A 12,785-nucleotide genomic window follows, 5' to 3' on the forward strand; every position below is an offset into this window, starting at 1 on the left:
CTCGTCACCCTGGCCGGGACCGCCGCGCTGCTCCTGTGGCTGCGCACGCCCGCCGCGCTGCTGCTCGGCGCGTTCCTCGGCATCGCGAGTTTCCTCCCCGCCTCCTCGGGCGCCGTCGTCCGCGGTCATCGCGAGGAGGCGCGCGCGGCGCGGCTGCTCGCGGAGCGGACCGCGCAGCTCGCCGAACGCGACCGCGCCGAAGCGCTCGCGGCCGAACGGGCGCGGATGGCACGCGAGTTGCACGACATCGTCGCCGGTCACCTCTCCGCGATCGCCGTGCACTCCTCGGCCGCGCTCGCCGCCGACGACCCCGCGCTCTCCCGCGAGGTCCTCGGCGTCGTGCGCACCAACAGCGTCGCGGGCCTCACCGAGATGCGCCGCCTCATCCACGTGCTGCGCGCCGAGGACGAGGAACCGCGCCCCGAGCCCCGGCTCGCGGGCCTCGGCACGCTCCTCGGGCAGGCCGACGAGGAGGGCGCCCCGCACGGGCTGCGCTTCCGCCTGGAGGCGGACCCGGTACGGGGCCCGCTTCCCGCGCCCGTCGAACTCGCCGCGTACCGCATCGTCCAGGAGTCGGTCACGAACGCGCTCAAGCACGCGGCCCCGGGCGAGGTCCTGGTGCGCCTGCGGCACGCGGGCGGGCTGCTCCGTATCGACGTCACGAGCCCCCGCGCCCCGGACACGGCCCCTCGCGCCCCCGGCGCGGGGGCCGGGCTCCTCGGCATGAGCGAGCGCGCCGCGCTCCTCGACGGGACCTTCCGCGCGGGCCCCGAAGCCGCCCTGTGGGCCGTACGGGCCACCCTCCCCACCCAGGAAGAAGCCACCTCATGAACACCCGGGACCCCCTCCCCGAGCCCCTCCGCGTCCTCGTCGCCGAGGACCACGCCTCCGTGCGCGCCGGGCTCGTACTGATCCTGCGCGGCGCGCCCGGCATCGAGGTCGTGGGCGAGGCGGCGGACGGCGAGGAGGCGCTCGCGCTGGCCCGCGCGCTGCGGCCCGACGTCGTCCTCATGGACGTACGGATGCCGCGCCTCGACGGGGTCGCCGCGACCCGCGCGCTCGTCGCCGAAGAACTCGCCGACGTGCTCGTCCTGACGACCTTCGACCTCGACGCCTACGTCTTCGGCGCGCTCCGCGCGGGTGCCGCCGGGTTCCTGCTCAAGACCGCCGAGGCGGGTGAACTCGTCGCGGCCGTGCGGAAGGTGGCGGCCGGGGAGGGCGTCGTGGACCCCGCCGTCACGCGCCGGCTGCTCGCCGAGTTCGCGCGCGGCGCCGTGGCGCGGGAGCGGCCCGCGCCCGAAGGTCTCGCGCGGCTCACGCCCCGCGAGCGCGAAGTCCTCGGCTGTCTCGGCGAAGGGCTCGGGAACGCGGAGATCGCGGCGCGGATCGATGTCGCGGAGGGGACGGTGAAATCACACGTGAGCCGGCTGCTCGCCAAGCTCGGCCTGCGCAACCGCCTTCAAGCATCCCTCCTGGCCAGGGACTTGGGTCTTTAGGCGGGGCGGCTCGTGGCGCGGCCGTCCGGGGCCGGCATGCCCGTACGCGCCTCGGCCACTTTTGGTCCAGACCTCTTGACCGCTGGTCCAGACCTTTCTACGCTCCCCCCATCTGCGGTGAACATGTCACCCCTCCCCCGAGGGCGCGTGTTCACGGGCGTCGCAGGGTTCCACCCCACCATCGGTACTCAACTCCTGGAGTACGCCTTGAGTTCAGGAACCCCCCGCAGACCGGGCCGTCTGCGCACCAGAGTCCTCGCCGGACTCACGACCCTGATCCTCCCCCTGACCGCACTCGTCGGCCTCGGCGCCTCCCCCGCGCAGGCCGCCGAACAGGCCACCGCGAGCTACACCCGTACCCAGGACTGGGGCAGCGGCTTCGAGGGCAAGTGGACGGTGAAGAACACCGGCACCACGACGCTGAACGGCTGGACCCTGGAGTGGGACTTCCCCTCCGGCACCAAGGTCACCTCGGCCTGGGACGCGGACGTCACCAACGCGGGTGACCACTGGACCGCGAAGAACAAGAGCTGGGCGGGCGGCCTCGCCCCCGGCGCCACGGTCTCCTTCGGCTTCAACGGCACGGGCTCCGGCTCCCCCGCCGGGTGCAAGCTCAACGGCGGTTCGTGCGACGGGACGACGACCCCCGGCGACACCCCGCCCACCGCGCCGGGCACCCCGACCGCCTCGGCGATCACCGACACCTCCGCGAAGCTGAGCTGGGGCGCCGCGAGCGACGACAAGGGCGTCAAGAACTACGACGTGCTGCGCGACGGCGCCAAGGTCGCGACGGTGACGACGACCTCGTACACCGACTCCTCCCTCAAGGCCGGTACGGACTACTCGTACACCGTCCAGGCCCGCGACACCGCCGACCAGACGGGCCCCGTCTCGGGCGCCGTCAAGGTGCGCACGACGGGCGGCGGCACCGACCCGGGCAACCCGGGCACGGGCGGCGACAAGATCAAGCTCGGATACTTCACCGAGTGGGGCGTCTACGACCGCAACTACCACGTGAAGAACCTGGAGAGCTCGGGCTCCGCCGGGAAGATCACGCACATCAACTACTCGTTCGGGAACGTCACCGGCGGCAAGTGCGTCATGGGCGACTCCTACGCGGCCACCGACAAGGCGTACACCGCCGACCAGTCCGTGGACGGCGTGGCCGACACCTGGGACCAGCCGCTGCGCGGCAACTTCAACCAGCTCCGCAAGCTCAAGGCCAAGCACCCCGGCCTGAAGGTCCTGTGGTCCTTCGGCGGCTGGACCTGGTCCGGCGGCTTCGGCGACGCGGCGAAGAACCCGACGGCGTTCGCGCAGTCCTGCAAGGCGCTCGTCGAGGACCCGCGCTGGGCCGATGTCTTCGACGGCATCGACATCGACTGGGAGTACCCGAACGCGTGCGGCCTCAGCTGTGACACGAGCGGCCCGGCCGCGCTCAAGAACCTCGCCTCGGCGCTGCGTACGACCTTCGGCAAGGACTACCTCGTCACCGCCGCGATCACGGCGGACGGCAGCGCGGGCGGCAAGATCGACGCCGCCGACTACGCGGGCGCCTCGCAGTCCTTCGACTGGTACAACGTCATGACGTACGACTTCTTCGGCGCCTGGGACGCGCAGGGCCCCACCGCCCCGCACTCCCCGCTCACCTCGTACAACGGCATCCCGAAGGCCGGCTTCAACTCCGCCGACGCGATCGCCAAGCTCAAGGCGCAGGGGGTCCCGGCCGGGAAGCTCCTGCTCGGCATCGGCTTCTACGGACGCGGGTGGACCGGCGTCACGCAGGACGCCCCCGGCGGCACCGCGAGCGGGCCCGCGCCCGGCAAGTACGAGCAGGGCATCGAGGACTACAAGGTGCTCAAGACGAGCTGCCCGGCCACCGGCACCGTCGCGGGCACCGCGTACGCGCACTGCGGCACCCAGTGGTGGAGCTACGACACCCCGTCGACGATCAAGAGCAAGATGGCGTGGGCCAAGAGCCAGAACCTCGGCGGCGCCTTCGCCTGGGAGTTCAGCGGCGACACCAGCAACGGCGAACTCGTCACGGCGATGAGCGACGGGCTGAAGTAGCCCGCGGCACGCCCCACCCGGCCAGGGGCACGCCCCACCCGGCCAGGGGCACCCACCGCTGAGCCACCGGAACGCACCACCGAGCCACCCCCCGCGGACGAAGCCGGGGAGACGGGAACGCCCCCCGTCTCCCCGGCTTCTCGCTCGTACGCCCGAAGTGCCGCCCCGCCGCGCGCGGTTGACGGCGCCCGGCGCCACGGCACGTGCCCCCGACGGGTCCTACGCCACGTTCACCCGCTGCCCCGGGGGCGCCGCCTCCAGCCACGCGAGGAAGCCGGTCAGCGCGTCCTCGCTCATCGCGAGTTCGAGCCGGGTGCCGCGGTGGAGGCAGCCGAGGACCACCGCGTCCGACAGGAGGGCGAGTTCCTCCTCGCCCTCCGGCAGCCGCCGGTCGGTCACCTCGATCTCGGAGCGCTCCAGGAGCCGGCGCGGGCGCAGCGAGTAGGAGAAGACGCGGAACCAGGCGACGCGGTCGCCGTTGTAGCGGGCGACCCCGTAGATCCAGCCCTTGCCGCTCGTGTCGCCGCGCGGCGGCGCGTTCCACCGCAGCGAGCAGTCGAAGGTGCCGCCCGAGCGCTGGATGAGCCGCCTGCGCAGCCCGAAGGCGAACAGCCCCGCCGCCACCAGGACCACGACCAGCCCGCACACCAGGAGAGTGAGGAACACCAGTACCGACCTCCTCGCCTCTTCGATGACGGTGGTGCGGCGCCCCGTCGGACGGGCCCACCCTATGGTTTCAGCCGCGGCCCGGTCTGGACGAATCCAGGCCGGGCCGCGGCTGAGGTACTACGTTAGCGCGTGCGGTCAGTGCGACGCCGCCGCCCGCAGCCGGACCTCGGCCCGGCGTTCGGCGTGGGCGTCCGCGTCGGACTTGGCACGCTCCAGCGCGCGCTCGGCACGCTGGACGTCGATCTCCTCGGACAGCTCCGCGATCTCCGCGAGCAGCGACAGCTTGTTGTCCGCGAAGGACAGGAAGCCGCCGTGCACCGCGACGACGACGGTGCCGCCCTCGGTGGTACGGATCGTCACCGGGCCCGACTCCAGCACACCAAGGATCGGCTGGTGACCGGGCATGACGCCGATGTCGCCGGAGGTGGTGCGGGCGACGACGAGGGTGGCCTCGCCGGACCAGACACTGCGGTCCGCGGCCACCAGCTCGACATGCAGTTCAGCAGCCAAGAGGTGCTCCTCGGGTCACCACCCGGCGCGCCGGCCGGGTGTGGGAAAAGATTCTACGGGGCGGGTAGGGGCCCCAGGGGCCGGAACCCCGGGCCGGGATTCCCGGCCCCGGGTGCCGTCCGGCCGGGACGGTGCCCGGCCGGACGGCGGTGGAGCGGCGGGGTCAGGAGACGCCCAGCTCCTTGGCGTTGGCCTTCAGGTCCTCGATGCCACCGCAGAGGAAGAACGCCTGCTCCGGGAAGTGGTCGAACTCACCGTCGCAGATCGCGTTGAAGGCCGCGATCGACTCGTCCAGCGGCACGTCCGAACCGTCCACGCCGGTGAACTGCTTGGCGACGTGGGTGTTCTGGGAGAGGAAGCGCTCGACGCGACGGGCGCGCGAGACGACCAGCTTGTCCTCCTCGCCCAGCTCGTCCATACCGAGGATGGCGATGATGTCCTGGAGGTCCTTGTACTTCTGAAGGATGTTCTTGACCCGCATGGCGGTGTCGTAGTGGTCCTTCGCGATGTACCGCGGGTCCAGGATGCGGGACGTGGAGTCCAGCGGGTCCACGGCCGGGTAGATGCCCTTCTCGGAGATCGGGCGGGAGAGCACCGTCGTCGCGTCGAGGTGCGCGAAGGTGGTCGCCGGGGCCGGGTCCGTGAGGTCGTCGGCGGGCACGTAGATCGCCTGCATCGAGGTGATGGAGTGACCACGGGTCGAGGTGATGCGCTCCTGGAGGAGACCCATCTCGTCGGCCAGGTTCGGCTGGTAGCCCACCGCGGAGGGCATGCGGCCGAGCAGCGTGGAGACCTCGGAACCGGCCTGCGTGAAGCGGAAGATGTTGTCGATGAAGAACAGCACGTCCTGCTTCTGGACGTCGCGGAAGTACTCGGCCATCGTCAGGCCGGCGAGCGCGACGCGCAGCCGGGTCCCCGGCGGCTCGTCCATCTGGCCGAAGACGAGCGCGGTCTTGTCGATGACGCCCGAGTCGCTCATCTCGTCGATGAGGTCGTTGCCCTCACGGGTGCGCTCGCCGACACCGGCGAACACCGAGACACCGTCGTGGTTGTTGGCGACGCGGTAGATCATCTCCTGGATGAGCACCGTCTTGCCGACGCCGGCACCACCGAACAGACCGATCTTGCCGCCCTTGACGTACGGGGTCAGCAGGTCGATGACCTTGATCCCGGTCTCGAACATCTCGGTCTTCGACTCGAGCTCGTCGAACTTCGGCGCGGAGCGGTGGATCGCCCAGCGCTCGCCGATGTTCGCGTTCTCCTCCGGCTTGTTCAGCACCTCGCCGAGGGTGTTGAACACCTTGCCCTTGGTGAAGTCGCCGACCGGGACCTTGATGCCCTCGCCGGTGTTGGTCACCGCGGCCTGGCGGACCAGGCCGTCGGTGGGCTGCATGGAGATCGCGCGGACCAGGCCGTCACCCAGGTGCTGGGCGACTTCGAGGGTCAGCGTCTTGCGCGTGCCCTCCTCGGCCGGGTCGTCGATGTCCACGTGCAGCGCGTTGTAAATGTCCGGCATCGCGTCGACGGGGAACTCCACGTCGACGACCGGGCCGATCACCCGGGCGACGCGGCCCGTCGCGACGGCCGTCTCCACACTGGTCGTCATTACTTTTCACTCCCCGCGTTCGCGTCGGCCAGGGCACTGGAGCCACCGACGATCTCGCTGATTTCCTGGGTGATTTCGGCCTGGCGGGCCTGGTTGGCAAGCCGGGACAGCGTGTTGATCAGCTCTCCGGCGTTGTCCGTGGCCGACTTCATCGCGCGCCGCGTGGCAGCGTGCTTGGAGGCGGCGGACTGGAGCAGCGCGTTGTAGATCCTGCTCTCGACGTACCGCGGCAGCAGGGCGTCGAGGACGTCCTCCGCCGAGGGCTCGAAGTCGAAGAGCGGGAGGATCTCGCCCTCCGGCGCCGCTTCCTTCTTGACCTCGTCGAGACTCAGCGGCAGCAGCCGGTCGTCCCGCGCGATCTGCGTCATCATCGAGACGAACTCGGTGTAGACGAGGTGGAGTTCATCCACGCCGCCCTCGGCCGTGTCCTTCTCGATGGCCTCGATCAGCGGCGCTGCCACCGTCTTGGCATCCGCGTAGGTCGGCTCATCGGTGAAGCCGGTCCACGAACCCGCGAGGGCACGCTCACGGAAGTTGTAGTGCGCGATGCCGCGCCGGCCGACGACGTAGACGTCGACCGTGCGGCCCGCTGCCTCCAGCTTCGCGGTCAGCCGCTCCGCCTGCTTGAGCGCGTTGGCGTTGAAGGCACCGGCCAGACCGCGGTCGCTGGCGAGTACCAGGACGGCGCTGCGGACGGGCTTCTCGGCCTCGGTGGTCAGCGGGTGCTGCGTGTTCGAGCCGGTCGCGACCGCCGTGACCGCGCGGGTCAGCTCGGTCGCGTACGGGGCCGAGGCCGCCACCTTGCGCTGCGCCTTGACGATGCGCGAGGCGGCGATCATCTCCATCGCCTTGGTGATCTTCTTGGTCGCCGAGACGGACCGGATACGCCGCTTGTAGACCCGGAGCTGGGCTCCCATGAGTCAGGTCCCTTCGGTCGTCACTTGGCGGCGGTCGCGGAGGCGTCGTCGCCCAGCAGCTGGCCGTCCGAGGTCTGGAACTGCTTCTTGAACTCCTCGACCGCGTCGCCGACCGCCGTGAGGGTGTCGTCGGACATCTTGGCGCCCTCCTTGATGGAGGTGAGGAGCGGCTGCCGCGTCTGGTGCAGCCAGCCGAGCAGCTCCTTCTCGAAGCGGCGCACGTCGGGGACGGGCACCTCGTCCATCTTGCCGTTGGTACCGGCCCAGATCGAGACGACCTGGTCCTCGGTGGCCATCGGCTGGTACTGGTCCTGCTTGAGCAGTTCCACCAGGCGCTGACCGCGGGCGAGCTGCGCCTTGGAGGCCGCGTCCAGGTCGGAGCCGAAGGCCGCGAAGGACTCCAGCTCGCGGTACTGGGCCAGGTCCAGGCGCAGACGCCCGGAGACCTGCCGCATCGCCTTGTGCTGGGCGGAGCCACCGACACGGGAGACCGAGATACCGACGTTCAGCGCGGGGCGCTGACCGGCGTTGAAGAGGTCGGACTCCAGGAAGCACTGGCCGTCGGTGATGGAGATGACGTTGGTCGGGATGAACGCCGAGACGTCGTTGGCCTTCGTCTCGACGATCGGCAGACCCGTCATCGAACCGGCGCCCAGGTCGTCGGAGAGCTTCGCGCAGCGCTCCAGGAGACGCGAGTGCAGGTAGAAGACGTCACCCGGGTACGCCTCGCGCCCCGGCGGGCGGCGCAGCAGGAGGGAGACGGCGCGGTAGGCGTCGGCCTGCTTCGACAGGTCGTCGAAGATGATCAGGACGTGCTTGCCCTCGTACATCCAGTGCTGGCCGATGGCCGAGCCGGTGTAGGGGGCGAGGTACTTGAAGCCGGCCGGGTCGGAGGCCGGCGAGGCGACGATCGTCGTGTACTCCAGCGCGCCGGCCTCTTCGAGGGCACCGCGCACCGAGGCGATGGTGGAGCCCTTCTGGCCGATGGCGACGTAGATGCAGCGGACCTGCTTCTTCGGGTCGCCCGACGCCCAGTTGTCCCGCTGGTTGATGATCGTGTCGACGGCCAGCGCGGTCTTGCCGGTCTGGCGGTCGCCGATGATCAGCTGACGCTGGCCGCGGCCGATCGGGGTCATGGCGTCGACGGCCTTGTAGCCCGTCTCCATCGGCTCGTGGACCGACTTGCGCTGCATGACGGTGGGAGCCTGAAGCTCCAGCGCGCGGCGACCGGTGGTCGCGATCTCGCCGAGACCGTCGATCGGGGTGCCCAGCGGGTCGACGACACGGCCGAGGTAGCCGTCGCCGACGCCGACCGAGAGGACCTCGCCGGTACGCGTGACCGGCTGCCCCTCCTCGACGCCGCTGAACTCGCCGAGGACGATGGCACCGATCTCGCGCTCCTCAAGGTTGAGGGCGAGGCCGAGGGTGCCGTCCTCGAACTTCAGCAGTTCGTTCGCCATCGCCGAGGGCAGCCCCTCGATACGGGCGATGCCGTCGCCCGCGGTGGTGACAGTGCCGACCTCCTCGCGCGAGGCCGCGTCCGGCTTGTACGACTGGACGAAGGTCTCCAGTGCGTCCCGGATCTCCTCCGGCCGGATCGTGAGCTCCGCCATCTGAGTTCCCTGCTCTCCTTGTTGGGCCCGAAGTCTTTGGGGGTTCCTGGGGGAACCCCCCAGAACTTCTTCATCCTGTGGACGGCCCAACCGGGCCGTTTGATCGTGCATGTCTCTACAGCTGCTCGGCGTCCGGGCGCCGAAGCCGCTCGGCGTCCGGGGCCGCCCGGTCTCCGCGACCGCTCGGGTCCGCGAGCCCGGCCGTACCGGCCGGGCGCCGTCGGCCGGTCAGCCCGCCATCCGGCGGCTGACCTCTTCGATGCGGTCGGCGAGAGAGCCGTTGATGACCTCGTCACCGATCTGGACGCGGATGCCACCGAGGACTTCCGGGTCCACATCGAGGTTGAGGTGCAGCTCCTTGCCGTACAGCTTCGCCAGGGACCGCGCGAGGCGGTCGCGCTGGGCGTCGCTGAGGGGTACCGCGGAGGTGACCACAGCCACGAGCCGGTTACGGCGCTCGGCGGCGAGCCGGGCGAGCGTTTCCAGTCCGCTTTCCAGGCTACGTCCTCGGGGGTGTGCCACGAGCCGGGCGAGGAGACGCTCGGTGCTCACATGGGCACGGCCCGCGAGAAGGGTGCGTACCAGGCCCGCGCGCGCCTCGGCCGGGGCCGAGTCGTCGGTGAGCGCGGCACGCAGCGCGTGGTCGGAGACGACGATCCGGCCGAAGCGGAAGATCTCGTCCTCCACGTCGTCCAGGCCGCCGGCCCGCTGCGCGGCGGTCAGCTCGGCGAGGGTCGCCAGCTCTTCCAGGGCGTCCGTGAAGTCGCGCGAACGCGACCAGCGGGAGCGCACCAGGCCGGCGACGAGGTCGGCGGTGGGACCGCTGACCTGGCCGCCGAGCAGGCGCTGGGCGAGCTGCGCCTTGGCCTCGGCGGGCTGCGCCGGGTCGGTGAGGACCCGACGCAGGGACACCTCGCGGTCGAGCAGCGTGGTGGTCGCCGTCAGCTCCTCGGCCAGCGTCGTGGCGTCGGCGGACGTCGAGTCCGTCAGCGCGTCGAGACGCTGGACCGCGGCCGACAGCGCCTCGCGGCTCGCTCCGTTCATCGTGCCGCCTCAGCCTTCGCGTCGAGTTCGTCGAGGAAACGGTCGATCGTGCGGCTCTGGCGGGCGTGGTCCTCCAGGGACTCGCCGACCAGCTTGCCTGCCAGTTCGGTCGCGAGGCGGCCGACGTCCTGGCGCAGGGTGGTCGCCGCGGCCTTGCGGTCCGCTTCGATCTGGGTGTGGCCGGCGGCGATGATCTCCTCACGCTGCCGCTGGCCTTCCGCGCGCATCTCGGCGATGAGCGTGGCGCCCTGTTCCTGCGCCTCGGACCGCAGCCGGGCGGCCTCGTGGCGTGCCTCGGCGAGCTGGGCCTTGTACTGCTCCAGCACGCTGTCGGCCTCGGTACGAGCGGCCTCGGCCTTCTCCATCCCGCCCTCGATGGCCTCACGGCGCTCGTCCAGAACCTTGTTGATGTTCGGGAGGAGCTTCCAGGCGAGGAGGCCGAAGACGATGACGAAGGCGATGGCGCCGATGACCAGCTCGGGGATCGGCGGGACGAGGGGGTTCTCCTCCTCCGCCGCGAGCATCAGCAGTGAGCTCACTTGGGTGCCTTCCGTCTAGTGGGCGTACGTGATCGGGGTGATCAGGAGCCGTAGACGAACGGCATGACCAGACCGATGAGGGCGAGCGCCTCACAGAAGGCGAAGCCGAGGATCTGGTTGGCGCGGATCAGGCCGGCCGCTTCGGGCTGGCGGGCGAGCGCCTGGGTGCCGTTGCCGAAGATGATGCCGACGCCGACGCCGGGGCCGATGGCCGCGAGGCCGTAGCCGATGGAGCCGAGAGCCTTGAGGTCACCGGTAACGCCTTCGGCGGCGAGGGTCTGGAGAGCGGACATGCCGGTTCTTCCTTCTGTTTCATGGGCCGGTGGGGGTTGGCCACCGGACGATCAGGGGGTCTGGACGGGAGGTCGCTCAGTGGTGCTCGGCGACGGCGCCCTGGAGGTAAGTGCAGGTGAGGAGTACGAAGACGTACGCCTGAAGGGCCTGGATGAACACCTCGAAGGCGGTCATCACGATGGTCATGATGAACGAGACGCCGGCGTAGGCGATCCCGATGCCGTTCAGCAGGTACCAGCTCGCGATCGTGAAGAGCAGGATCAGCGTGTGGCCCGCGAACATGTTGGCGAAGAGTCGCACCGCGTGCGTGAAGGGACGCACGAGCAGGTTCGAGAAGAGCTCGATGACGGCGGCGAGGTAGGCGACCGCGCCGAGCGACTTGTCGAAGCCGGTGACGTTCTTCCAGAAGCCGACGAATCCGTGGCGCTTGAACGTGAGCGCGACCCAGGTCACGTAGACGATGAGGGCGAGGATCGCGGGATACGAAATGATCGAGGTGACCGGGAACTGGGCGACCGGGATGACCGACCAGAGGTTCATCATCCACACGAAGAAGAAGAGGGAGACGACGAGCGGCACCCACTTCTCGCCTTCCTTCTTGCCCATCGTCTCGTAGACGACCCCGCGCCGGATGAAGTCGTAACCGGCCTCCGCGACCATCTGGAGCTTGCCGGGGACGACCTTCGGCTTGCGGAAGGCGGCCCAGAAGAAGCCGATGATGACGAGCGAGCCGATGAGGGCCAGCAGCATCGTCTTGTTGAAGTAAAGATTGCTGTCCCCGTCGCCCCAGAGCGGCTTGAACAGGAACGAGTGCAGGCCCGGGGCCGGGAAGCCGCATCCGTCGAAGATGTGGCAGTCGGTCTCGAAGGCGAGCACCTGCGTCGGGTCAGCACTCACCGCGGGCTCCTTCAGCGTGGCGCATAGGTACGGCAACCTCGTTGTGTCGGCGCGGCGCGGAGCCGCTGGTCGGCACGGGACTGGTGTTACGGGTGTGGGGACGGCTCTCGCTCGACGAGCCTCGCGGTCCAGCAGGACAAGGCTCGGATGGCCGCGTCCGCGATGCCGCAGTTGGAACCGGACAATAGCAGTCGCGTCCGCGACCCTTTATCCCGCCCCTACCCCTCATGCGCGGGACCCCGTCTTCGTCCCGTTCCCGGCCTTGTTCGCGGCCTCGGGGTCGACGTAGAGGATCTTCGCCTTCGTGTGTGCGCGGGCCTGCGCCGCGACCCAGATCAAGGTCCCCGCCACGATGACGGCGGCGAAGACCTTGGGGTCGAAGAGATCGGTGTTCTTGAAGGCGGCCACGAACACGAAGAGCAGCAGGAGCTGGCCCGTGTAGAGCGCGAGCCCCATGCCCTGGAAGATCTGCGGGTACGTGCGGCCGACCCACTGGAGGAGCGCGAGGCCGCCGCCCATGAAGAGCAGCACGATGACGGTCGCGACCACGGCGCCGAGGGCTCCCTTTCCGCCTGCCACGAACGCGCTGACGACAGCGGCGATCGCGCCGGCGGCGGCTGTGGGAACAGCGGTCCGCTGGAGGAGGAGGGTGTCCTGGGAGGGCATGGCGGCAACTCCGCTACGTGGGTGGGCACAGCACAGGGGTACTGCACAAGGGGGTGTCGTCGGGGACGAGCGTAGACCGGGCGGGAGACGGGAGTCTCCGGGTGACAAAGGTCAACGAGCCGTCAAAGCACGGTTCTTCGACTCTGTTCCCCCGGCCTCGTGAACGCTATCACAAACTATTTGATGAGGTCTTTACCTCGAACGTGTGCTAGTTGTCACACGTGAGCGCTAATTCGCTGTTCAGCGCGTGACCTTCACTCAACTTGTCTGCTATTAAGGGGATTTTGCCATCGGTTGAGACGGCTCGGCACGTCCAGGTGAACTCCTCGCGGAGCCCGTAACCTTTTCCGATTTCAGGGCCGCGAGCCCGCCGAGTGCGCGTGATCGCGCTTCTCGTACGCGCCGAGTGCCGTCGCCCCGTGGGCAGTACGCACCGGAGCGGCCCCCTCCGCCGCCGCGTCCAC

Annotated in this window: 13 protein-coding genes; 3 read left to right on the forward strand and 10 right to left on the reverse strand. The window is 70.0% G+C overall.

The features are described 5' to 3' along the window. The 3 genes from G3I42_RS06365 to G3I42_RS06375 form a co-directional block, all read left to right on the forward strand. Positions 1-831, forward strand: an 831-nt coding sequence (locus G3I42_RS06365) for a histidine kinase (RefSeq protein WP_164283175.1), incomplete at its 5' end; no start/stop codon positions are given. Then, positions 828-1,496 carry a response regulator transcription factor gene (locus G3I42_RS06370; RefSeq protein WP_164283177.1) on the forward strand — a complete coding sequence of 223 codons (669 nt, stop codon included), beginning with the start codon at positions 828-830 and terminating at the stop codon, positions 1,494-1,496. The genes G3I42_RS06365 and G3I42_RS06370, both read left to right, overlap by 4 nt. A gap of 207 nt (positions 1,497-1,703) precedes the next feature. Further along, on the forward strand, positions 1,704-3,566 hold the full coding sequence (locus G3I42_RS06375) for a glycoside hydrolase family 18 chitinase (RefSeq protein ID WP_164283178.1): 1,863 nt from the start codon (positions 1,704-1,706) through the stop codon (positions 3,564-3,566). A gap of 219 nt (positions 3,567-3,785) precedes the next feature. Here G3I42_RS06375 and G3I42_RS06380 read toward each other — a convergent pair whose 3' ends face one another. The 10 genes from G3I42_RS06380 to G3I42_RS06425 all read right to left on the reverse strand — a co-directional run bounded on the left by G3I42_RS06380 (position 3,786) and on the right by G3I42_RS06425 (position 12,321). Next, complete coding sequence (locus tag G3I42_RS06380) at positions 3,786-4,232, reverse strand: DUF2550 domain-containing protein (protein WP_164283180.1); 447 nt, start codon at positions 4,230-4,232, stop codon at positions 3,786-3,788. 138 nt (positions 4,233-4,370) lie between these two features. Further along, the gene (locus G3I42_RS06385; protein ID WP_007821995.1) at positions 4,371-4,745 is read right to left on the reverse strand and encodes a F0F1 ATP synthase subunit epsilon; all 375 of its coding nucleotides are present in this window, start codon (positions 4,743-4,745) and stop codon (positions 4,371-4,373) included. Between the two features lie 163 nt (positions 4,746-4,908). Then, positions 4,909-6,351, reverse strand: a complete 1,443-nt coding sequence (gene atpD / locus G3I42_RS06390; protein ID WP_164283182.1) for a F0F1 ATP synthase subunit beta — start codon at positions 6,349-6,351, stop codon at positions 4,909-4,911. Continuing rightward, complete coding sequence (locus tag G3I42_RS06395) at positions 6,351-7,268, reverse strand: F0F1 ATP synthase subunit gamma (protein ID WP_164283184.1); 918 nt, start codon at positions 7,266-7,268, stop codon at positions 6,351-6,353. The genes atpD and G3I42_RS06395 overlap by 1 nt, the downstream gene beginning before the upstream one ends. A gap of 20 nt (positions 7,269-7,288) precedes the next feature. After that, positions 7,289-8,881: a F0F1 ATP synthase subunit alpha gene (gene atpA, locus G3I42_RS06400; RefSeq protein ID WP_164283186.1), complete on the reverse strand. Its 1,593-nt coding sequence runs from the start codon at positions 8,879-8,881 to the stop codon at positions 7,289-7,291. 228 nt (positions 8,882-9,109) lie between these two features. Continuing rightward, on the reverse strand, positions 9,110-9,925 hold the full coding sequence (locus G3I42_RS06405) for a F0F1 ATP synthase subunit delta (protein WP_164283187.1): 816 nt from the start codon (positions 9,923-9,925) through the stop codon (positions 9,110-9,112). Continuing rightward, positions 9,922-10,464 (reverse strand): F0F1 ATP synthase subunit B, encoded by a 543-nt coding sequence (locus tag G3I42_RS06410; RefSeq protein ID WP_164283188.1) that lies wholly within the window; start codon positions 10,462-10,464, stop codon positions 9,922-9,924. The genes G3I42_RS06405 and G3I42_RS06410 overlap by 4 nt, the downstream gene beginning before the upstream one ends. A 41-nt stretch (positions 10,465-10,505) precedes the next feature. Then, entirely contained in the window at positions 10,506-10,757 is a 252-nt protein-coding gene (locus G3I42_RS06415) for a F0F1 ATP synthase subunit C (protein WP_164283189.1), read from the reverse strand. A gap of 76 nt (positions 10,758-10,833) precedes the next feature. Further along, complete coding sequence (gene atpB / locus G3I42_RS06420) at positions 10,834-11,655, reverse strand: F0F1 ATP synthase subunit A (RefSeq protein ID WP_164283190.1); 822 nt, start codon at positions 11,653-11,655, stop codon at positions 10,834-10,836. A gap of 225 nt (positions 11,656-11,880) precedes the next feature. Beyond that, on the reverse strand, positions 11,881-12,321 hold the full coding sequence (locus G3I42_RS06425; RefSeq protein ID WP_164283191.1) for a hypothetical protein: 441 nt from the start codon (positions 12,319-12,321) through the stop codon (positions 11,881-11,883). Between the last annotated feature and the right edge of the window lie 464 nt (positions 12,322-12,785).

The organism is Streptomyces sp. SID11385 (assembly GCF_010548245.1).
Lineage (GTDB): Bacteria > Actinomycetota > Actinomycetes > Streptomycetales > Streptomycetaceae > Streptomyces.